The following is a 21,404-nucleotide window of genomic DNA, read 5'->3' as shown; positions in this document are numbered from 1 at the left end:
AAAAGCGTGCTTCCCAAGCGATGATGCGCGAGGCCATCCACGCGACGGTACTTATTTTTCCTTAATCGTTCAAAAGGCGGCGCCGCGACGCTCACCCACGACCGCTCCCATGCGGCTGCAACGTCACCGTGCAAGTCATCCCCATCGCGAGCCTCATTCCCTCGGGAACACGATCGATATGAATCCGCACCGGCACTCGCTGCGCGAGCCGCACCCACGTAAAAATCGGGTTGACGTCGGCGAGCAAATCGCCGCTCGTCGGATTGTCACGGTCGGCGATCCCGCTTGCGAGACTATCCACGTGACCTTGAATGTCTTCACCGCCCGATAGCAGTCTGATCGTCGCCCGATCGCCAACTTGCACGTGCGGCAGCTTCGTTTCCTCGAAGTAGCCGTAGACCCAGAACGAGTGCGAGTCGATCAGCGCCATGCGCGCGGTCCCGGCCGTGGCGAAATCGCCCGGATAAAGGTTCAGGTTCGTGATGAAACCATCGGACGGCGCGCGCACCTCGCTGCGCGTCAGGTTCAGCGCGGCCGTCTCTTGCGCCACTACCGCTGCCTTCACGGCTGCCTCGGCCGCGTTGTAGGCGGCGACATCGGCGGCATGATCCGACGCCGATTGCCTGGCGAGCGATGCCGAATCCAGCCGGCTTTCGTCCGATATCACGTCGCCCGCAAGATTGGCGCGGCGCGCCGCCTGAGCGCGTTTCATCGCAAAACCGGATTCGCTCGCGGCCATGCGCGCCTTCGCCTGCGCCATTTGCGCCTGCGCACGCGCGAGATCGGCATCGGCCTGCGCCACGGCGTAATGGAAGCGAGCCGGATCGAGCACGAACAGAATGTCGCCCTTGCGCACGAGCTGGTTGTCCTTCACGCGTACGTCGCTGACGAGGCCGGAAACATCCGTCGCGACTTGCACGACCTGCGCGCGCACGCGCCCGTCGCGCGTCCACGGCGAGTACATGTAGTCGAGCCACAGCATGCGAACCAGCACGATCGCCACGACCAGTATCGTGAGCGTGAACCCCGCGCGCAGGATGGATTGCGTTTTCATCTTGATGTCATTGGGTGGTTTCATCGCCATGAGAGCAGCGAAGCGCCGCTGAACATCGCAGCGAAGAGCGCGACGCGAAAGAGGCTCGCGTGCCACGTAAAGCGATAAAACCCGAGCCGCGCCAGCACGAGATCGAGAACGACGAACAGCAGCACGCAGCCAGCAAGTATCGGCAGCAAGCCGGGCATGAGAAGCGAGAAGACGTCAATCTCGCGTGGCATCGGCGACTCCTTGCGTTGCTTCCCGCGGCATGGACGATGCAAAGCCGCCGCCCAGTTCCTTCATCAATAACGCCCAGGCATCGAGACGTTTCGCCCGAATCGTCGCGAGGCTTTGTTCCTGCTGCAACTGCGCATCCTGCGCGGCCAGCACGTTCAAAAACTCGGTGATGCCGCTGCGATACCCCGTGTCGGCAAGCTGAAACGACTTGCGCGCCGAATCGAGCGTGTCCTCGATCGACGCCTGCTGCTCGCCGAGCGAACGCAAGGTTACGACTTGCGTGGCAACGCCCTGCATCGCGCCGATCACGCTCTGGTTGTAGGCGTCGACGGCGGCATCGCGCGACGACACCGCGACGCCGTAGTTGCCGCGCCGCCGTCCGCCGTCGAAGATCGGCAGCGAGATCGCCGCGCCCACGCCGTGGCCCATGCCGTTGCTATCGACGAAGTTGAAGAAGCCGCCGAAAGTCGCCGCCGATCCCAGCGATGCCGTCGCCAGCAAGTTGATGTCCGGATAGAAATCCGCATGCGCCGCGTCGATGCCCTTGTCCGCTTGCAACACGCGCCAGCGCCCGGCCACCACGTCCGCGCGATGCCCGACGAGCTCGGCCGGCAGCGTCGCCGGCAGATCGACCGGCACGCTCAGCGCGAGGCCGGGACGGCGCAAGGCATCGGCATAACCCGGCCCCTTGCCCGCCAGCCCCGCAATGCCGATGCGCGAAAGCGCGAGTTGTTGCTGCGCTTCCTGCACGCGTGTCGTGCTCATGGCAAGTTGCGTCTGCGCCTGACTGACTTCGAGACCGCTGCCGACGCCCGCATGCCAGCGGCGCGTGGCGATATCGAGCGTGCGCTGCTGTTCGTTCTGCACGTCGCGATAGACATCGAGCAATGCGTATTGCAGCGACAACTGCACATAGCTGCGCACCACGGCCGTCTGCAGCTCGACTTCGGCGAAGCGCGCGTCGGCCGCCACCGCTTGCACGTTGTCGAGCGCGGCTTCGCGGATCGCGCGATTCTTGCCCCACAGGTCGAGATCGTATGAAAGGTCAGCCTCGACGTTGTTGCTCCACACGGTCGTGCCGCCAGGCGGCGCGGGCGTGGTGTAGCGGGCATAACGTCTGCGCTCGAAGCTGCCGTTCGCGCTGACTTGCGGCAACTCGGCCGCGCCTGCGATCTGCGCCTGAAAACGCGCCGCGTCAATTCGCTCTTGCACCGCGCGCAGCCCGGGATTGCCTGCGGTCGCGTCCTGCACCAGCGTATCCAACTGCGGGTCGTTCCATTGACGCCACCACGCGTCGGCGGGCCATTTCGCATCGGCTTGGGTCGCGCGCAGAGCGGCACCGGCGTCGAGCGTGGCGGGGTCGATCATCGACTCGTGTGGGTGGATGCCGCCGCTCGTGATGCAGGCGGAAAGAAGCAGCGCGCAGCCGCTCGACGACAAGACCCACAACAGGCGGCGCGTGTTCATGCCGGCGTCTCCTTCGTTTGCCATAACGCGAGGCTGTCATCGCGCAAGGTCAGCTCGGTGAAATGCAGCAACGCGCGCATGCGATACCGCTTGAGCGTCGCCGTATCGGTCGCGATGTTGTCTCCGAGCGGCAGCATGTCGAGCGCCCGGCGCGTCGCTATGAGCGCGTTCTGCGCGGCTTCGGGCGTCGTGTTCGAGAACACGCTCGCCAGCGCCGCAAGCCATGCGTCCTGTTCCGCCGCCCAGCCTTCCGGCAAGGTCGCGCCGAGTTGCGCGGTGTCGAGACGAATCTGAATCATCGAGCGGCCGATCTCGAGCGCCGCGAACGCCCAGCCGATCAGACGGTCACGATTCACGCGGGCATCTACCGGCGCGGATGCAATCTGCAAGATGAAATCGCGCAAGCTCAGTTCGAATGTATAGAGCAGGTCGGCGAGGTCGCCATTGCGCGCGTCATGCACGATCAACCCGCGAATCTGCTTCATGTACCGCGCGGAGATCCAGTCGCCCGCGCGCGGAACGAGCACCGAGAACGCGACCGCCGCCACCGCGATTCCGCCTAGCAGCGCGAAGCCGGTGTCGAGATAAGCGCTCGGGTTATAGACCGTCGGGTTCGTAATGCCGACGATGAAGCAGAAGTACAAGCTGAAGCCGAGCCCGAGAATCGCCGTCTTCGGGAACGTGTTTAGATAGCTGCCGATCATCACCACGATCGCCATCGACGCCGCCAGCAACTCGAACGTCTCGATGCGCGGCAGCACGAAGAAATTAAACGCGAAGCCTGCAAGCCATCCTCCAAGACAGCCGCCGAAAATTTGCCAGCTCGCGACCGTCGGGTTCGGTGCAAGCGCGAACAACGCGCTCGTGATCGCCACCGCGACGATGGCGGTTGCGCCTCCGACCCAGCCCGAGGCGATCCACGCCGCGCCGACCGCGAGCACGGCGACGGCGGCGCGCGCACCGGCGATGGTCGCGGCCGTGCGATTAGCCGTGGCCCGAGTCCTGCCGATGCGGCCGATTGCCTGCAGCACCGACTGCGACCACGGCAAGCGGCCGATGGTGCGCGCGTCGATATAGCTTCGGCACATCAGGCGCAGATCGGCCATCGAAAAGAACAGTGCCGCGCCCGTCGTCGATACGAACTGACGCTGATGCGCCGACAGATCCGCGAGCGCCTGCAACAGCTTGCCGAGGCGCGTGGGCAAGGCATCCTCGAAGGCATCGAGATCGCGCATCAGCGTTTCCACCGCTTCGAGCGTGACGAGTTGCGCGTCGGCCTCGTTCGGCACGACGGCGAGCAACGCGTCGATGAGATCGTAAGCGGCCGCGAGAGCGCGCGGGTCAGCTTCGGCGGCGACACTTAACTTCAGTTGATGCAGCGCGTGAATCCACGCGACGGTATCGAGAAAACCGCGGTCGAGATCGAGATAGACATGGTTGTGAAGACGGATAGCCGGGTCTTCGAACACGGCGCCGCTGCGCAGGCTTTCCACTTCCACACGCTCGCGAATCAGCGAGAGGAAGGTGTCGAAACCGGTAAGCGTCGCGGTGCGGTCGAGCATCGCGTGCATGGCGTTGAGCAAGTCCGTGAAGTTCTTGCGGCTGGCCGCATAGAGCGCGGGCGTGACAGAGCGCGGAAAGATCACCGCGCTGACCACGCTCGCGCAGACCACGCCGATCACCACCTCGCTCACGGTGAATACGACGTTGTCGTACACGCCATAAGGATTCGACCACGCCGGTATGGCCGTGATGGCGGTGCCGTATCCTGTCAGCACGAAACCATACGACTGAAAATTGCGGTAGTAGGACGCGCCGAACACGCACACGCCGATCCACACCGCGAGCGCGATCAAAAAAGGCCACGGCTGCTGCGGAAACAGCGCGATGAGCACGAGCCCCGCAAAGCTGCCGCACACCATGCCGAGCCCGCGATAGAAGCCACGCGCGATCACCATGCCGCTTTGCTGATGCATCATCACGATGATGCACGAGACCATGGCGGTGGCCGGCGTGCGCAGTTCGAGCCGCATGCACACGCCCATTGCAAGCGACATGGCAAGCGCCACTTTCGCGATATGCCTGAAGCGGGGTCCGTCGTCGTTCCAGTATGTCTTCAGCTCTTCCCGCCATCGAGGCAGGGCCGCGCTGCCGGCATCGGCTTGCAGGGTCATGGGGCGCTCGTCGCTTGTTCGTGCGGATATTCGCGTGGTATGGAGTCTGCTGCGAACGCGGACCAGGCAATTGCACAATCGCACGCTTTTTGCGCATGCGCTGCATGAAATGACCGGCCATGAGACGTGCTCGCGTAGTCAGGTCCGGCTAATCTTTGTATGATGCGTCCCAACACAACAGGTACCAGCCAGCCATGCCGAGAAAAGCGCGGAACAGCGAAACCCCGCCGAAGATCGAAGACGTCGAACAGGAAAAGCTCGTCACGCGCCGCTTGGCGCCGGAGGTTCGCGAACGGCAGATCGTGCTCAAGGCCGTCGATCATTTCGCCACGCATGGATTCTCCGGCAGCACGCGTGAACTCGCGCGTCAACTCGACATCACGCAGCCGCTTCTGTACCGCTACTTTCCGAGCAAGGAAGCGTTGATCGACCGCGTGTATGAAGAGGTCTATCAGTGGGACACGAGCTGGGAGAACCTCATCAAGGACCGCGACCTGCCCATTCAGGAACGCATGGTGCGGTTCTATTCGGCGTATTCGGTGGTGATCCTGCGGCGCGAGTGGATTCGCATCTTCATCTTCGCGGGACTGACGCGCGAAGGCATCAACTCGAAATATCTGACGCGTCTGCGTGAGCGCGTGTTTCTTCCGGTGATGGCGGAGATTCGTCTTGCTTATGGACTGTCCGCGCCCGCCAGCGCGCGTCAGCGGGAGATCGACCTCGAACTGATCTGGAGCCTGCACGCCAGCATTTTCTATCTCGGCGTGCGCAAGTGGATCTACGGTCTGCCCGTCACCGACGACGTTGAAGATCACATCGCGCGTCAGGTCGACGCCTTCTTGAACGGCGTGCCCGCCGCGCTCAAACACGCAACCAAGCAGCCCGCGCGCATCAAACCGGGCGCCAAAGCCTGAGTCCGCTTCCAGGCCGGCAAACGCGCCGGCCGTTCGTCTCATTCCCATCGCATCACTCCCGCCTCGTGGTTTTTCAGGGTAAACACCGGCGATGCGCCGCTTTATCCCGCTCCCCGCTTCACCTACAATTTATCAAACGATCACTAATCGATCGATAAACAATTTGTCAGGAGCCGAAGATGCCTGTTACGAAACTTGCCCACTACTCGATCCGCACGACCGATCTCGAACAGTCGTGCCACTTTTACGAACGCATCCTCGGCTTCAAGCGCGGCTATCGTCCGCCCTTCGACTTTCCCGGCGCGTGGCTCTACAAAGGCGGCGACGAAGTGGACTTCGGCACGGTTCATATCATTGGCGTGGATCCGAACAATCCCGAAGGACTTACCGCATATCTCGGCGACAAGGCCTTGCCCGCGAGCGGAACGGGCACGGTCGATCACATTGCGTTTCTCGCGACGGGCGTCGAAGAGATGTGGCAGACGCTGACGAGCGAAGGCATCGCGTGGCGCGATCGCACGGTGCCAAGCCTCGGCTTGCATCAAGTGTTCATCGAAGATCCGTCGGGCGTGACTATCGAACTCAACTTCCCCGCCGAAGAACTGAGCCGCCTCACGCACGCACGACCGTCGAGCAAGCAAAACCCCGTCAGCGAAGGAGAATGAGCATGGTCCAGAGTTCCAAACGATCCAGAGCGATCATCGTCGGCGGTTCGCTCGGCGGGCTTTTCGCAGCGAACCTGCTGGTGCGTAACGGCTGGGATGTAGACGTGTTCGAGCGCGTGCCGGATGAACTCGCCGGACGCGGCGCGGGCATCGTAACCCATCCCGAACTTTTCGATGCACTCGGCGCAGCCGGCATTCAAATCGACGATGGCATCGGCGTGAAGGTGCGTTCACGCGTGACCTTCGCGCAGGACGGCGCGGTGCTGTCCGAACGCGATCTGCCGCAAACGCTGACCGCGTGGGGCAAGATGTATCACGTGCTGCGCGCTGCGCTTCCCGACGTGCACTATCACGCTGGAGTAACGGTGGCATCGGTGGAAGATGACGGCGATCGTGCAACCGTCACGCTCGGCGACGGGGCGATATTGCACGCCGATCTCGTCATCGCGGCGGATGGCTTCAAATCGGCTATTCGCGAGCGCTTGATGCCCGAAGTGAAGCTGCAATATGCCGGTTATATTGCGTGGCGCGGTCTTGTCGATGAAGCCTCGCTGTCGCGTGAAACCCGCGACGCGCTCTTCGACAAGTTCGCGTTCTGCCTGCCGCCGCGCGAGCAGATTCTCGGCTATCCCGTGGCCGGTCAAGGCAATAGCACGACGCCCGGCGAGCGCCGCTACAACTTCGTGTGGTATCGCGCGACGAGCGAAGATGTCCAGCTTCCCGATTTGCTGACCGATGCATCGGGCAAGCGCTGGACCGGCGGCATTCCGCCGACGCTCATTCGCGCCGACGTGCTCGCCGACATGGAAGACGCCGCGCTCACGCTGCTCGCACCGCAATTCGGCGAAGTCGTGACGCGCGCGACGCAACCGCTCTTTCAGCCTATCTTCGATCTCGAAGTGCCGCGCATGGCGATCGGCCGCATCGCGCTGCTGGGCGATGCCGCGTTCGTTGCGCGTCCGCATTGCGGAATGGGCGTGACCAAGGCCGCCAGCGACGCCATGACGCTCGTCAAGGCACTGAAGACGCATGGCGATGTGCAAGACGCGCTTGCCGGCTACAGCCTCGAACGCACGCAAGTGGGCGCGGCCATCGTGCAGCACGCGCGCCATCTCGGCGCATACATGCAGGCGCAGTTGAAGACGGAAGTCGATCGCGAGATGGCCGAGCGCTACCGCACGCCCGATGCCGTCATGCGCGAGACCGCCGTTCCCGCGCGGTTCTGATGACAAAGGAGACGACGTGGACCACAGCGCCCCAACCTATGCGATGAACGCGCACGTCATCGCCGAAGAACCGCCGCCGCACATGGCGAACCCGTTGCTCGACGACCCGCGCTTTCAGGCGCTCGTGCAAAAACGCCGCGCCTTCTCGTGGATGCTCACGCTCCTCATGCTCACGGTGTACTTCGCCTTCATCCTCACGCTGGCATTCGCGCCCGCGTTGCTCGGCCGGCCGATTGTCGCCGGTTATCCCGCGACGTGGGGCATTCCAGTCGGCTTCGGTATGTTCGTCTTCACGTTCGGCATCGTGGCGGTGTATGTCGCGCGAGCCAACACTTTCCATGACCGCGCCGTGAATGAAATCCGGCAAGGAGCACGGCAATGAAACGTATCTCTCTTTCGCTCGGCGCGTTGATGGGCGCTGTCACTTCGATCTCTGCCGATGCCGCCGAAGTCGCGTCGGCGTCACGCTCGCATAATCCGATAGCGATCGGCATGTTCCTCGTTTTCGTCGCATCGACCTTGTTCATCACGCGCTGGGCGGCAAGAAAGAACCACAGCGTGTCCGATCACTACGCTGCGGGCGGCAAGATCACCGCGTTCCAGAATGGCTGGGCAATAGCGGGCGATTACATGTCGGCCGCGTCGCTGCTCGGCATTTCCGCGCTGGTCTTCACGAGCGGCTACGACGGCCTCATCTATTCCATCGGGTTTCTCGCGAGCTGGCCGATCATCCTCTTTCTGATCGCCGAACCGTTGCGCAACCTCGGCCGTTATACGCTCGCCGACGTGGTGTCCTATCGCCTGCAACAACGGCCGATTCGTGCGTTCGCCGCGTCGAGCTCCATCGTGATCGTGCTGCTATACCTCGTCTCGCAGATGGTCGGCGCGGGCAAACTCGTCGAATTGCTGTTCGGCTTCGACTACACGGCGGCGGTCGTGCTGGTCGGCGTGCTGATGGTGGTGTACGTGTTCTTCGGCGGCATGCTCGCCACCACATGGATTCAGATCATCAAGGCAGCGCTTCTACTGGCGGGCGCGGCTTTCATGGCGTTCATGGTGTTGAGCCGCTTCGGCTTCAGCATGAACGCGCTCTTTGCACAGGCGATCCTCGCGCATCCGAAACACGCCGCGATCATGAGCCCTGGCGGTTTGGTATCCGATCCCGTCTCCGCCGTTTCGCTCGGCCTCGCGCTGATCTTCGGCACGGCCGGACTGCCGCATATTCTGATGCGCTTCTTCACGGTCGGCGACGCCCGCGCCGCGCGCAAGAGCATTCTGTACGCGACGGGCATCGTGGGAATCGGCTATGCGCTCATCATCGTCATCGGCTTCGGCACGATTGCGCTCGTGGCGACCGATCCGCTCTATCACAGCGCATCCGGCGGCGTGAACATGGTGGCCCTGCATCTGGCGCATGCGGTGGGCGGCAACGTGTTCCTCGGCTTCATGTGCGCGGTCGCGTTCTCGACGATCCTGGCCGTGGTCGCGGGCCTGACGCTCGCCGGTTCCTCGGCGGTATCGCACGACCTGTATGCGAACGTGCTGCGCCGCGGACGCGCGACGGATCGCGAGGAAATGCGCGTGTCGCGGCTCACCACGCTCGTGCTCGGCGTGCTGGCCATCTTGCTTGGCATTGCGTTCGAGAAGCAGAACATCGCGTTTATCGTGAGTCTCACGTTCTCGATCGCGGCAAGCTCCAATTTTCCGGTGCTGTTGCTGTCGATCTACTGGCGCGGCCTAACCACGCGCGGCGCGGTGATAGGCGGTTCGCTCGGTCTGATCTCGGCCGTCACGCTCACCATCCTGAGCCCGACCGTCTGGGTCCAAGTGCTTGGTCACGCGCACGCCATCTATCCGTACGAATATCCCGCGCTCTTTTCCATGCTCGTCGCCTTCGTGAGCGTGGTCTTCTTCTCGATCACCGATCACTCGGCGCGCGCCGTGCGCGAACGTGCGCTCTATGGCAATCAGCTCGTGGACTGCGAGCTCGGCATGATCAAAAACGGCTGAGACAGGCCGATCGAAATCCATCACGGAGACATGACTCATGGATTGCACTTGCTGCATCTCGCCGAAGCGCCGTCGTCTGCTTGGAACCATGGCCGCGCTCGCGGGCGGCTTCGCTTCGGGCCTTCCGAACGCATCCGCCCGAGCCAATGCGACAGTCAAAGGCAAATCGATCGACATTCACGCGCACTATTACCCCGAAAGCTATTGCGAACTCGTCGGCAGCGACGGCGACAGATTCGGCGGCAAGTTCACCTGCGATGCGAGCACCTTCAGCTTTCAGACGCCTGCTGGCGGCCTCGGTCCGCTGCCGCTCAAATTCATCCGTATCGACGAACGGCTTGCCGATATGGACGCGTCCGGCGTCGACGTACAGGCGCTCTCGCTCAGCGTGCCGATGGCCTATTGGGCCGACCGCGCCTTCAACGCGAAGCTGGCAACGACATGGAACACGGCGGCATCCGCGGTGCACGTGCAGCATCCGACGCGCTTCGTCGTCCTCGCGACGCTGCCGATGCTGAACGCGCACGACGCCATCGACGAACTCGAACGTGCGTCCGAATTGCCGGGCGTACGCGGCGTCTATATGGGCACGAACATCAACAACCGCGATCTCGACGATCCGTTGTTCGAGCCGGTCTTCGGGCGCATCGAACAACTCGATTTGCCGGTGTTCCTGCATCCGCAACAGACGGTAGGCGGCGCGCGGCTCACCGACTTCTACCTGAGCAATCTGCTCGGCAATCCATTCGATACCGCCATTGCCGGATCGCATTTGATTCTCGGTGGCGTCATGGACAGGCATCCGCGACTCAACGTCACCTTGCCGCACGCGGGCGGCGCGTTGCCTATCCTCATGGGCCGTATCGATGCGGGCTGGAACGTGCGGCCCGAAACGCGGAGGCTTGCGCAGAAGCCGAGCAGCTATCTGCGCCGCTTCAATTACGACACGGTGTCGCATTCCGGGCCGGTGCTCGATTTCCTGATACAGAACATCGGCATAGACAGGCTCGTGCTCGGCAGCGACTACTGCTTCGATATGGGTTATGAACAGCCGGTCACGTTTCTGGACCGCCTCGAGCTGCCGCCCGAGCAGAAGAATCTGATCCTCGGCGGCAACGCGGCGCAATTGCTCAAGATATGAGATTGACGCCCGGCGACTGAACGAAAATTAATATTTGTCGCGGACAATTTCCAAGATAATCCACGGATTCCGCCGGTTATGACCATCGCTTGATTATGGCAACGCAAACGCCGCATACGTGAGTGCAGCGTGACGAGCAAGGGTGACGGACCATGTTCAACCAGACAGATATTTCCAGCACCACGGCGCCGCGTCAGAAAGACTCGCTCGGCTGTCTTTCGACGCAGCTGCACAAGGACCTCGAACTGCGCGCGGGCGACTTCACGTTCTATCGCAAATGCAGGCGCGAGGAAAAGACGAGCGAAGTCGTCACGCCCGCGTCCGATCGCGGCTTTCTCATCGGTGTCTCGCTCGCGGCGGGACATCGCCGGCGCATCATCACGGGTAGCCGTTCGGCGCTGCACGAGTTCAGGAAGGACTCGGTCTATATCCGCAATTTCGAGGACGACTACCGCGCCGATCTGCATGGCGCGTTCGACTTCGTGCTGATGGAATTTTCGCGGTCGTTCATCGTGAACACGGGCTATGAGCGAAACGGCACGACCATTTCCGGCTTCTCGGTGCCGCCCGGACGCGAGGACGCCATCTTCGGCCAGCTCGCGCAGGTGCTCGCGCTGACGCTGGATCGTTCGTCCGAGACCAGTGCGCTTTTCCTCGAACAACTCGGCGTCACCATCGGCACGCATCTCGTGGATCGATACGGCGACGCGACCATGAAAGCGCTCAAGCCGGGGCCGCGTCTTTCGAGTATTCAGGAAGCGCGCGCCAAGGAGATGCTGCTCGCCAAAACCGATGACAACGTATCGCTCGAAGCCATCGCGAGTGCATGCAACTTGTCGCGCAGCTACTTCATCCGTGCGTTTCGCGAGACCACGCAGCGCACGCCGCATCAATGGGTGCTGGAGCAACGCATCGAACATGCGCGCATGCTGCTTCGCAAATCGACGTGGTCGCTTGCGGAGATCGCCATTGCATGCGGCTTCTCCGATCAAAGCCACTTCAGCCGCACGTTCTCGCAACTGGTCGGCACGCCGCCCGGAAACTGGCGCAGGCAAGCGGGCAATTGACACAGCCTTTCTTCAGTCGATACCTCGCGTCGCCACATCCATAGACTTTCATACAAAGCATCGCACTTACGTGCAATACGCATGAACGGCGCTGCGCTAACTTGATCGTGCCGAGGCTGCGCACGCCACTTTCTTATCCCGCGCCGACCTTAGCTTCTCCCTCGCGTTTCGCTCCCTTTCCCCAACCTGGAAACGTCACGATGCAAATAGGCGGATTTCAGATCGATCTGGAGATGCGCGCCTTATGGCGAAACGGCGAACTCGTGCGTCTCGGCTCGCGCGCTTTCGATATCCTCGCCGTGGTCGCGGCGGCTGGCGGCCGTCTCGTCTCGAAGGACGAGGTGATGAGCGCCGTATGGCCCGACACCGTCGTCGAGGAGAACAATATTCATGTTCATCTCTCGGCGTTGCGCAAGGTGCTCGGCGCGGACCGCGACCTGATTCTCACCGTGCCCGGCCGTGGCTATCAACTCCTGCAACGCAAGCCGAGCACGCCATTCGATGAAGCGCGGCTCAAGCCCGCTTGCGGCCGCCGTCTTCCGCCGCAAAAATCCGCGTTGCTCGGACGCGATACGGAAATCGCCACGATCCGCGCCATGCTGCGCAACTCGCACGTGTTGACGGTGACGGGCGCGGGCGGCATCGGCAAGACGCGGCTCGCTATCGAGGCGGCCCGTCACAGTGCCGAAGACTTTCCAGAACCGGTGTGCTTCGTCGAACTCGCCGCGTTGACGACGCGCGCGGGCGTGCTGTGCGCCATCGCGGAGAGTTGCGGCATTGCCTTGCCCGATACGCATATCGATGTAGCGCGCGTGGCCGCGACACTCGCCGGCCAGTCGAAACTCCTGCTGCTCGATAACGCCGAACATGTGGTCGGCGCCGTGGCGCAGATCGTCGATGCACTCGTCGCCGGCAACGAAAAGCTGCGCGTGCTGGTGACGAGCCGTGAGCCGTTGCGCGTGATGGCAGAGAGCATCTTCCGAGTGGAACCGCTCGACGTGCCTCCCGCCGATGCCGCGGACGCCGATATTCTCCGATGCTCCGCCGTGAGCCTCTTCATCCTGCGCGCCGAGTCGTTGCAGGAAAGCGTGGCGACCGACAGCGCGGAGATCCGGCTCGTCGGTGAAATCTGCCGGCGTCTGGACGGCCTCCCGCTTGCCATCGAACTGGCCGCCGCGCGCGTCGCCGCGCTCGGCGTGGAAGGCGTCTGCCGCAGGCTGGACGACCGCATGGCGATTCTCGCGGGCGGTTACCGCACCGCGCTGCCGCGTCATCAAACCTTGCGCGCCACTTTCGACTGGAGCTTCGCGCTGCTGGACCGCGACACGCAATCCGTGTTCTGGCGGCTCGCGCTCTTTAGCGGCAGGTTCTCTTTCGAGTCGATGTGCGCGGCAGTCTGCGACGAAGAGCACACGACAGCGGACGCCATCGGCGGCATCACCGAACTGGTCGCGAAGTCGCTCGTGAGCGTCGAATTCGAGCGCGCCACCGCGCGCTATCGTCTGTCGGAATCGACGCGCGCCTATGCGCTGGAAAAGCTGCGCGCCAACGGCGAATTGCGCGAGATCATCCGCCGCAATGCGCGTCATGTTGCACGACAGATCGCGGCCACAGCCTGCGGCCTCGACGACCATCCGGCCGCCTTCCAGCACACGCTGGACGATGCGCGCGTCGCGCTCGACTGGGCGATGTCCGTGGACGGCGATGTCCGCGTGGGTATTGAACTGGCGTCGCATCTCGTCGGCGCACTAAGCGACGCGCATCTTTTCGACGAGTGCCGCATGCGCGCCGCGCTCGCCGTCGATGCCATCGCGAAGCTGCCGGCGGGAACGGCAGACGCAGCGATCGAGAAGCGGCTGCGCGCGGCGTTGACAGCGGCGGCGCCCGTGGTCCACGAGACGCCGCCGCTGCCTGCGCGACCCGCCCGCTGGCCGCTTTCCAGGCGCTTGCACAAGCCTGCGCTGACCGCCACGCCGCTTACGACTGGATGAACTCCAGCAGGTCCGCGTTGACGCGATCCGCGTGCGTGGTGCACATGCCATGCGGCGCGCCTTCGTAAATCTTCAGCTTCGCGTTCGGCATGAGCTTCGACGAGAGCTTGCCGGAATCGTCGAGCGGAACGATCTGATCGGCGTCGCCTTGCAGCACGAGCGCGGGCACCGTGACCTGCTTCAGGTCTTCGGTGAAGTCCGTCTCCGAGAACGCCTTGATGCAGTCGTACATGCCTTTGATCGAACCCAGCATGCCGAGCAGCCAGAACGAATCGATCGTGCCTTGCGACACTTTCGCGCCGGGCTTGTTGAAGCCGTAGAACGGCATCGCGAGGTCCTTGAAGAACTGCGCGCGGTTATCGTGCACGCCTTTGCGAATATCGTCGAACACGGATAGCGGCAGGCCGCCCGGGTTCGCTTCGGTCTTGAGCATGATCGGCGGCACGGCCGAGACCAGCACGACCTTCGACACGCGCTTTGCGCCATGACGCGCGATATAGCGCACCACTTCTCCGCCGCCGGTCGAATGGCCGACCATCATGATGTCTTGCAGATCCAGCGCTTCGATCAGCTCGGCAAGATCGTCGGCATAAGTGTTCATCTCGTTGCCGTTCCACGGTTGCGATGAACGGCCGTGGCCGCGACGGTCATGCGCGATCACGCGATAACCGCGTTCGGCGAGGAACATCATCTGCGCGTCCCACGCGTCGGCATCGAGCGGCCAGCCGTGAGAAAACGTGATCGCCGGGCCCGTGCCCCAGTCCTTGTAATAGATTTCCGTGCCGTCCTTGGTCGTGATGTAAGCCATGTCCGCTACTCCTTCTCGATTGATTGACCGGCCCGTGCCGGTGTGTCATGCGTGAAGGGAGTATTCGCGATTCGTGGCACGGCACGCTTGGTTATCGCCCGGCTTTTGTGGATTTGCACGATAGCTTCACGCAACGACTTCAAGCGACCGCCGACAGCGTGAAGACGAACACCGTCCCACGCGGATACGCCGGTCCCGCGGTGAGCGTCCCGCCATGCGCCTCGATGATCGACCTGCAAATGGCGAGCCCCATGCCCATGCCGGTGTCCTTCGTGGTGAAGAACGCGTCGAAGATGCGCTCGGCAATGTCTTCGCGAATGCCATCGCCGTTGTCCTGCACGGACACGATCACGGCGCCCCTGTCGTCGATGCAGGACGTGACGGCGAGCAGGCGCTGACGCGCATCGAGATGGCTCATGGCATCGGCGGCGTTCATGACGAGATTGAACAGCACCTGTTGCAGTTGCACGCGATCAGCCGTTACCGAACAACGCGCAGCCAGATCGAGCCGCACGAGGACACCGCGTTGTTCTATTTCCGCCGCCGCCAGTTCGAACACTTCGCGCACGACGTAATCGATATAGACCGGCGCGAAAATAGGCTTGGTTTCCTTCGCAAGCGTCTGCAATGCGCGGATGATATCGCCCGCCCGCTTGCCGTCCTTGACGATCTCGCGCAGGCCGCTCGATGCCTCGGCCAGATCCGGCTCGGGCCGGTTGAGCCAGCGCACGGACGCACTCGCGTTCGACACGATGGAAGCGAGCGGCTGATTGATCTCGTGCGCGATCGAAGCGGCGAGTTCGCCCATCGTCGATGCGCGCGATGCCTTCGCCAGTTCGCTCTTCGCGTTCTGCAAGGCGAGTTCGGTCATGTGCCGTTCGGTCAGGTCGGTGACCACGCCGACGAAGCTGCTCACGCCGGACGGTTCGCCCAGCACTTCGAGATGCTTGATGGCGCCGTCCGGCGCGACCACGCGAAACTTCTGCCGGAAGGGCACGCGCTTGTGCGCGGCACGCTCGACCATCTCCCGATAAAACGCGACGTCCTCGGGATGAATGCGCTCCATGATCGCGCGTGTCGCGGGACCGCTCGCTTCTATTGGCAAGCAAAACACGTTGTAGAGTTCTTTCGACCAATAGCGCTCGCCCGTCAGCGTGTTCCAGATATAGCTTCCCGAGCGGCCTATCCGCTGCCCGAGCGCGAGCGCTTCCTCGCTCATGCGCAAGGCCGCCTCCGTTTCCTTGCGACGCTTGTTTTCTTCGAGCAACTCGGCATAAAGACGCGCCGTTTCGAGCGATATGGCCGCCTGCGACGCGAGCAATTCGAGCACCGACGTGCGGCTCTCCGTGAACACGCCCGTCGTCAGATCGTTTTCGAGGTAAAGCGCGCCGACGGCATGCCCTTGCTTCACGAGCGGCAGACAGCATACGGAACGAACCGGCCTGCTGGACAAGGCTGCATCGAAGGAAAAACGCGGATCGTGTTGCGCGTCTTCCACCACCACGGGCTTGCGCGTGCGCAGCGCCGTGTACAGGACCGAAGCGGGCAAATCCTCGCGCACGGGCGCTTCGCCGGCCAGCTGAACCTGTACGCCCTCGGGCGTCTCCTGTCCGCGCGCTTCGGCCACGGGCACGTTGCCTTGCATGAGAATCAGGATGCCGCTGCGCGCGCCGGCGTGAACGATAGCGAGCGTGACGAGCGTGCGGATCAGCTTGTCGAGCACGATCTCCTCAGAGAGCGCTTGCGACGACTTCAGCGCCGACAGCAAATCAAAGCGATGCTGCGCATCCTCGATTTCGACCGATGGACGGGACGCCACCGGAACCTCGGGCAGCGCTTGACGCACGGCCGTCGCACGTGCCGGACCCGCATCGCGTTCGAGTCGGCCGACGAGCGCATGCGCGCCCCAGCGCGCATAACCGTCGATCGCGCGCCGCCGATGTTCCCGCGCGGCCGTAAAGAGCCCGTTCGCTTCGCAGCACGCGCACGCCAGCCGATGCGCGAGTGCATCGATATGACTGAAGCCGCTTTCGGACGCTGCGGCTGCCGCTTCTTCATAACGCGCCAGCGCTTCGAGCGGCTTGCCGACCAGACGAGCGATTTCGGCTTCGACCAGCAACAGCTTGTCGAGAAACGTCGCCGGATTGAGTTCCGCCCAGACCGTAAGCTTCGCGAGATGCGGTTCGATGCGCGCAATGGCTTCGTCCGCTTCGTACATTTGCGCGAGATTGAGCGCCGAATAGAAGTGATAGTCCAGTTGATGCACGTGCGCAGGCGTCGCCCACGTCAGCTCGCCGGCTTCAGCGAGGCAATACGACGCGTTGCGGTAATCGCCATGAAAGTAGCAGGACATGCCCTTTAGCAGCCAGATCCAGAAACGCAGCGTCGTCATCTGCGTGTCGAGCAGATCGGCGTCGAAGGTCATGCGTCCGTCCACCACCGAGCCGAAATTGCCCGGCAGTCCCGGCCCGCCCGTCAGGCTGTGTACGTAGCGCTTTTGCAGTTCCAGGATGTCCTCGACATCCCGGAATCTCACGCGTCGCGCGAACGACAAACCCAGGTCGATTTCGCGATCGACCTGTTCGAGCGGTGCGCCCATCGTCAGCAGATCGGAGACGATGTGATTGCATGCGTAACAACTCATCGTGAGGTCGCCGCTCGGCCTGGCGGATTCGAACGCATCGCGCGCGCAGGCCAGCACATAGGGCAACGGCTGAGTCCAGACGGCGACCGTATCGAGCGCCACCAGCGTGCTCGTGGCGACCGTGTTGAAGCCGCGCGATTCGACCAGCGTGCGCGCCAGCCGCGAGAACTCGAAGCCTTCCTCGTAGCGCCCGAAGAACTCGGCGACATAAACGCCGAACCACGACAGACAGTGCGCCGATGCTGCCGTGATGCCGTGGTCGATGGTCATCTGCACCATGTGGCACAGATGCAGAAAACCGAGCCGTTCATCGACGAACGATGCGGGCGCGTAGACGCTCGCGAGCAGGTTCATCTCGGACTCGATCTTCTCGTCGCGCAACGTCGGCAGGTTCGCGAGCGAGGCGATGCTTCGCGATGCAAGCGACGCGTTGAGCTTGCCATACGCGGCTTCGACATCGGCGGCTTGCGGAAAGCGCGGCAGAACCGTGCCGAACAGCCGAACGCCTTCGAGCGCGGTTTCGACGGCGGCTTCATAGTCCGACAGATGCTGCTGCATGTCGACCTTGAGCTTGTAGACCGACGCGCGCGCGACGACAGACAGGTCCTCGCGCAAGAGCGTGGCGATCTCTTTACCGGCAGCGTCGAAATCGGCGTTCAGGATGTGACACTGCACGCGCAACACGCCCATTTCATAACTTGCGGCGTGGGCCTGCGCCGCGCCGTTCGCGTGCAGCAGCGCCTGCACGACGTCCAGATAATTCAGCGCGGAACGGATAGCGATCGCTTCTTTCGCCTGACGCGCCGCTTGCAAACAGACCGTGGCAAACACGGCGGTCTCGTCCGCATCGAGTTCGAGAAGCGCGCCCGCCGCCTGAGCGCGTTCGATATGGTGCGCCACGTCGAACGCCGATTGCAGCGTCCGCGCATTGAAGTCTCGCAGCAAAATGCGCGCGATGCGGGCGTGTTCGACACCGCGCTCGTGCTCGGGCGTCAACGCATACGCCGCCTCTTGCACGCGGTCGTGAGCGAAGGCGAAGCCCGTCCGGTCGGATACGACGAGCCCTGCTTCGAGCGCGGGTTGCAGATGCCGCGCCGACTCGACGCCATCGCCGGGATCGATCAGCATGAGTGTCGAACGGTCGAGCCGTCGTCCCATGAACGCGAGCAGCCTGAGCACCGCCTGCGCCGCTGGCGGCAGGCGCGAAAGCCGCGTCACCATCAGATCGACGACGTTATCCGACGATTCGTACTCGCCGATACGTTCCAGGTCCCACGTCCAGCGACGCGCCTCGCCGTCGTAGACGATCATCCGATGTTCCGCCAGCACGAGCAGCAGTTGCTTGATGAAGAACGGGTTGCCGCCGGTTTTTTCGTGCACCACCGCCGCGAGCGGAAAGACATGCGCGGCATCGGAATGAAGTGCGTCGGCGAGCAAGGCCACGACATTCGCCGGATCGAGCGGCCCGACAGCCAGCGAACTCACGCGCGCGCCGGCATCGGGCAACGAATCGAGGAACGCCTTGAACCGTGGCGAGCGATCCACTTCGTTATCGCGATACGCGCAGATCAGGAGCACATGACGCATATCGGCATGCGCCACGAAAGCAGCGATGAAGTTCAGCGTGGCCTCGTCGAACCAGTGAACGTCGTCGAAGAAGAGAATCAGCGGATGCGCTTCTGTCGCGAACACGGACAAAAGCCGCGAGATCAGCGCCTGAAAGCGCAACTGCGCTTCCACGGGCGGCAACTCCGCTACGTCGGGCGGCTCGCCGAGCACGAGTTCCAGCTCGGGAATGAAGTTCACGATGAGTTTCCCCTGCAAACCGACCGCCTCGCAAAGCACGGCGCGCCAGCGGTCGAGTTCGCTGTCGCTCTCACCGAGAATGCGCTGAAAGAGCGAACGGATGGCCTGCATCAACGGCGCATAAGGCGCGTTCTGACCGTACTGTTCGAGCTTGCCGGAGGCGAAGAGCGCGGCACTCTGCGCGGTCGCGCGATGCACGCTGCGCACGAGCTCCGACTTGCCCGCGCCCGAATAGCCGGACACGAGGATGAGTTCGGCGGCGCCCTGCCGCGCGTTGCGATCGAAGGCGTCCCGCAGCGCCTGATATTCATGCACACGTCCAAACAGACGATGCGTAAAGGCGAGATTCTTGACGTTGTCTTTCGCGGCCGGTTCGAACGGGACGATATGCTGCATCTCGTTCCAGTCGGCAAGACAGTGCCGCAGATCGGCTTCGAGACTCGACGCACTTTGATAGCGTTCCGCAGGACTCTTGGCAAGCAACTTGAGTACGATTGAACCTAGCACATCGGGCAATGACGCGCGGTAGCGGCGCGGATCGGCGGGCTGCCGCGCGACGTGATTGAAGATCCATTCAACCGCATCCGCCGCTTCGAACGGCAAGTGGCCGGTCAATAGCTCGTACAGGGTCACGCCGAGAGAATAGAGATCGCTGCGCTCGTCGGCCTGTTCTTCCGCGCGTCTCGCCTGCTCCGGCGACATATACGCCAGCGTGCCGCTCAAGGTATCGGCGTGGTCGATAAACTCAGCAGCTTCGCTCGTCGAAGCGCGAAAGCCGAGCAAGCGCATCGTGCCATCGGCGCCTTCCAGCAGATTCGAAGGCTTGATGTCGCCGTGCAGAACGCCGCGTTCGTGCGCGAGCGCGAGCGACTGCGCCGCGCCCACGGCAATGCGCAGAAAGCGGCCGAGTGCAATCGTGCCATCGGCGCGTGGAAGAATCGGCGCGCCACCCTGGTCTTCATAGACGAGCACCGGCCCGCGTTCGAGCCTCAAGAGCGCGAGCGGCCGCACGGCCCACGCGGAATCGAGCTTCCCGGCCGGCGCAAACTCTTGCCTGAGACGCCGCAACACGGCATCGGAAGAAGGACCGGCAGGCGCCGCGACGAGCCAGGACCGCGCGCCGTCTTGCGTTCTCGCGCGATGCCGCACGATCTCGCCATCCACGAGCAGCGCTTCGAGTACGAGCTGATCGAACCAGAGCTGATCGAAATGCACGGCGATGCCGGAGCCAGACGACGCCTTGCGCGTCCCGTCGATGAATGCCTCGGTGCTCAATTCATCTCTCCTTCGGCCATGTGCAATAGCCTTCGATTTCAGTTCGGCCAGTCCGATCCCAACACCAGCCCGCAGAAGTTCAGTCGCCGGTAGTTCGGGTCCCAGCGATCGAGCACGTCGGCGTTCACCGTGCCGAAGGTCGTATCCGGCCGATGCTCCATGCCGCGCGCATACGCTTCGATCAACTTCTTCTTGAAGCCGGTTTCCCGCGGATACGCCTGCACGATCTCATCGCGCTCAGGCTCGCTGAACTGGTCGTAACGCGCGCCCGTCACGTCCATCTGCACGCCGGCGGCAATGAGCGCGACCAGCGTCGAAAGATGTTCCGGAATGCCGGGCGTCGTATGCAGCGCGATGCCGAGCCACACCTCTTCGATCTGACGCTCGGCCACGCCGTGCTGACGCATGAAGTCGCGCGCGGCATCGGCGCTGTCCACTTCGAAACGGTTCGGCGAGTGCTGGAAGCGCGTGTTCAGTCCGACATCGTGAAACAGCGCGCCGAGGTAGAGCAGTTCGGCATCGAAGGGCCTGTTCTCGCGGTGGCCGGTCAGTGCGCCGAACAGGAACGAGCGAAGCGCGTGATGAAACATCAGGACGGATTGCGTGGCGCTGATCAGATTCGTGGCGGCCTGAGCCATCGCGGTATCGGGAATCGCCACGCCTGCAATCGTCAGCTTCATGCCCGCTCCTGTGTGTCGAGACATGGCGAGCGGTCCGTCACGACGCGCTGCATTCGCATGACGTCGAGGACCGTTCGCAGTCCGCGTTCTTTGTCAGAGGGTAGCGAAACGAATCTTTAAAGGCTTTGGCGGGTTCTAAAAAAGCCTTAAGCGCTGCGAGGCGGATTGGCGCCAAGAACCGTGAACGAGGGTGAATACGCGAGATGCCAGGCAGTCTCAACGCACCACGCCCGAACCACGCGCCAACTAAGCGCCAACTAAGC

General features: G+C 63.0%; 15 protein-coding genes. 8 read left to right on the top strand and 7 right to left on the bottom strand.

The window, feature by feature from the left end:
- Positions 1-91: 91 nt before the first annotated feature.
- The 4 genes from NCR98_RS21485 to NCR98_RS21470 are packed head-to-tail and all read right to left on the bottom strand — an operon-like array spanning position 92 to position 4,914.
- Positions 92-1,054, bottom strand: a complete 963-nt coding sequence (locus NCR98_RS21485; RefSeq protein ID WP_250467925.1) for an HlyD family secretion protein — start codon at positions 1,052-1,054, stop codon at positions 92-94.
- 20 nt (positions 1,055-1,074) lie between these two features.
- A complete protein-coding gene (locus tag NCR98_RS21480) occupies positions 1,075-1,275 on the bottom strand; it encodes a DUF1656 domain-containing protein (protein ID WP_244831248.1) in 201 nt (66 codons plus the stop codon).
- Positions 1,259-2,740, bottom strand: coding sequence for an efflux transporter outer membrane subunit (locus NCR98_RS21475; protein ID WP_250527217.1), 1,482 nt, complete (start codon positions 2,738-2,740; stop codon positions 1,259-1,261). The genes NCR98_RS21480 and NCR98_RS21475 overlap by 17 nt, the downstream gene beginning before the upstream one ends.
- On the bottom strand, positions 2,737-4,914 hold the full coding sequence (locus tag NCR98_RS21470) for an FUSC family protein (protein ID WP_250527216.1): 2,178 nt from the start codon (positions 4,912-4,914) through the stop codon (positions 2,737-2,739). Before NCR98_RS21470 ends, NCR98_RS21475 begins: the two co-directional genes overlap by 4 nt.
- Positions 4,915-5,108: 194 nt before the next feature.
- On the opposite strand from NCR98_RS21470, the gene NCR98_RS21465 reads away from it, so the two are divergent.
- The 8 genes from NCR98_RS21465 (at position 5,109) to NCR98_RS21430 (ending at position 13,928) form a co-directional block, all read left to right on the top strand.
- The gene (locus NCR98_RS21465) at positions 5,109-5,828 is read left to right on the top strand and encodes a TetR/AcrR family transcriptional regulator (RefSeq protein ID WP_244831245.1); all 720 of its coding nucleotides are present in this window, start codon (positions 5,109-5,111) and stop codon (positions 5,826-5,828) included.
- Positions 5,829-6,007: 179 nt separating this feature from the next.
- Positions 6,008-6,493 carry a VOC family protein gene (locus NCR98_RS21460; protein WP_244831244.1) on the top strand — a complete coding sequence of 162 codons (486 nt, stop codon included), beginning with the start codon at positions 6,008-6,010 and terminating at the stop codon, positions 6,491-6,493.
- Positions 6,490-7,719 (top strand): FAD binding domain-containing protein, encoded by a 1,230-nt coding sequence (locus NCR98_RS21455; protein ID WP_250527215.1) that lies wholly within the window; start codon positions 6,490-6,492, stop codon positions 7,717-7,719. Before NCR98_RS21460 ends, NCR98_RS21455 begins: the two co-directional genes overlap by 4 nt.
- Before the next feature lie 16 nt (positions 7,720-7,735).
- Positions 7,736-8,101 (top strand): DUF485 domain-containing protein, encoded by a 366-nt coding sequence (locus tag NCR98_RS21450; protein ID WP_244831242.1) that lies wholly within the window; start codon positions 7,736-7,738, stop codon positions 8,099-8,101.
- Positions 8,098-9,729: a cation/acetate symporter ActP gene (gene actP, locus NCR98_RS21445; protein WP_250527214.1), complete on the top strand. Its 1,632-nt coding sequence runs from the start codon at positions 8,098-8,100 to the stop codon at positions 9,727-9,729. Before NCR98_RS21450 ends, actP begins: the two co-directional genes overlap by 4 nt.
- 37 nt (positions 9,730-9,766) lie before the next feature.
- Positions 9,767-10,870, top strand: a complete 1,104-nt coding sequence (locus NCR98_RS21440) for an amidohydrolase family protein (RefSeq protein ID WP_250527213.1) — start codon at positions 9,767-9,769, stop codon at positions 10,868-10,870.
- A gap of 152 nt (positions 10,871-11,022) precedes the next feature.
- The gene (locus NCR98_RS21435) at positions 11,023-11,937 is read left to right on the top strand and encodes a helix-turn-helix domain-containing protein (RefSeq protein ID WP_250527212.1); all 915 of its coding nucleotides are present in this window, start codon (positions 11,023-11,025) and stop codon (positions 11,935-11,937) included.
- Positions 11,938-12,137: 200 nt separating this feature from the next.
- The gene (locus tag NCR98_RS21430) at positions 12,138-13,928 is read left to right on the top strand and encodes an ATP-binding protein (protein ID WP_250527211.1); all 1,791 of its coding nucleotides are present in this window, start codon (positions 12,138-12,140) and stop codon (positions 13,926-13,928) included.
- Here NCR98_RS21430 and NCR98_RS21425 read toward each other — a convergent pair.
- The 3 genes from NCR98_RS21425 to NCR98_RS21415 all read right to left on the bottom strand — a co-directional run bounded on the left by NCR98_RS21425 (position 13,915) and on the right by NCR98_RS21415 (position 21,141).
- Complete coding sequence (locus tag NCR98_RS21425; protein WP_244831237.1) at positions 13,915-14,736, bottom strand: alpha/beta fold hydrolase; 822 nt, start codon at positions 14,734-14,736, stop codon at positions 13,915-13,917. The two genes, NCR98_RS21430 and NCR98_RS21425, sit on opposite strands and share 14 nt — an antisense overlap.
- Before the next feature lie 139 nt (positions 14,737-14,875).
- Complete coding sequence (locus tag NCR98_RS21420) at positions 14,876-20,461, bottom strand: AAA family ATPase (RefSeq protein WP_250527210.1); 5,586 nt, start codon at positions 20,459-20,461, stop codon at positions 14,876-14,878.
- 38 nt (positions 20,462-20,499) lie between these two features.
- On the bottom strand, positions 20,500-21,141 hold the full coding sequence (locus tag NCR98_RS21415) for an HD domain-containing protein (protein ID WP_244831936.1): 642 nt from the start codon (positions 21,139-21,141) through the stop codon (positions 20,500-20,502).
- Positions 21,142-21,404 lie beyond the last annotated feature (263 nt).

The sequence above is a fragment of the Caballeronia sp. GAWG2-1 genome (assembly GCF_023631405.1).
GTDB lineage: Bacteria > Pseudomonadota > Gammaproteobacteria > Burkholderiales > Burkholderiaceae > Caballeronia.
The sequence above is the reverse complement of the archived record's forward strand: the minus strand, read 5'-3'. Positions and strand labels throughout refer to the sequence as shown.

Excerpts from the sequence above, each read along its gene's own strand:
- NCR98_RS21485 (WP_250467925.1), bottom strand. The coding sequence starts at position 1,054 with ATGAAAACGCAATCCATCCTGCGCGCGGGGTTCACGCTCACGATACTG.
- NCR98_RS21480 (WP_244831248.1), bottom strand. The coding sequence starts at position 1,275 with ATGCCACGCGAGATTGACGTCTTCTCGCTTCTCATGCCCGGCTTGCTG.
- NCR98_RS21475 (WP_250527217.1), bottom strand. The coding sequence starts at position 2,740 with ATGAACACGCGCCGCCTGTTGTGGGTCTTGTCGTCGAGCGGCTGCGCG.
- NCR98_RS21470 (WP_250527216.1), bottom strand. The coding sequence starts at position 4,914 with ATGACCCTGCAAGCCGATGCCGGCAGCGCGGCCCTGCCTCGATGGCGG.
- NCR98_RS21465 (WP_244831245.1), top strand. The coding sequence starts at position 5,109 with ATGCCGAGAAAAGCGCGGAACAGCGAAACCCCGCCGAAGATCGAAGAC.
- NCR98_RS21460 (WP_244831244.1), top strand. The coding sequence starts at position 6,008 with ATGCCTGTTACGAAACTTGCCCACTACTCGATCCGCACGACCGATCTC.
- NCR98_RS21455 (WP_250527215.1), top strand. The coding sequence starts at position 6,490 with ATGAGCATGGTCCAGAGTTCCAAACGATCCAGAGCGATCATCGTCGGC.
- actP (WP_250527214.1), top strand. The coding sequence starts at position 8,098 with ATGAAACGTATCTCTCTTTCGCTCGGCGCGTTGATGGGCGCTGTCACT.
- NCR98_RS21440 (WP_250527213.1), top strand. The coding sequence starts at position 9,767 with ATGGATTGCACTTGCTGCATCTCGCCGAAGCGCCGTCGTCTGCTTGGA.
- NCR98_RS21435 (WP_250527212.1), top strand. The coding sequence starts at position 11,023 with ATGTTCAACCAGACAGATATTTCCAGCACCACGGCGCCGCGTCAGAAA.
- NCR98_RS21430 (WP_250527211.1), top strand. The coding sequence starts at position 12,138 with ATGCAAATAGGCGGATTTCAGATCGATCTGGAGATGCGCGCCTTATGG.
- NCR98_RS21425 (WP_244831237.1), bottom strand. The coding sequence starts at position 14,736 with ATGGCTTACATCACGACCAAGGACGGCACGGAAATCTATTACAAGGAC.
- NCR98_RS21415 (WP_244831936.1), bottom strand. The coding sequence starts at position 21,141 with ATGAAGCTGACGATTGCAGGCGTGGCGATTCCCGATACCGCGATGGCT.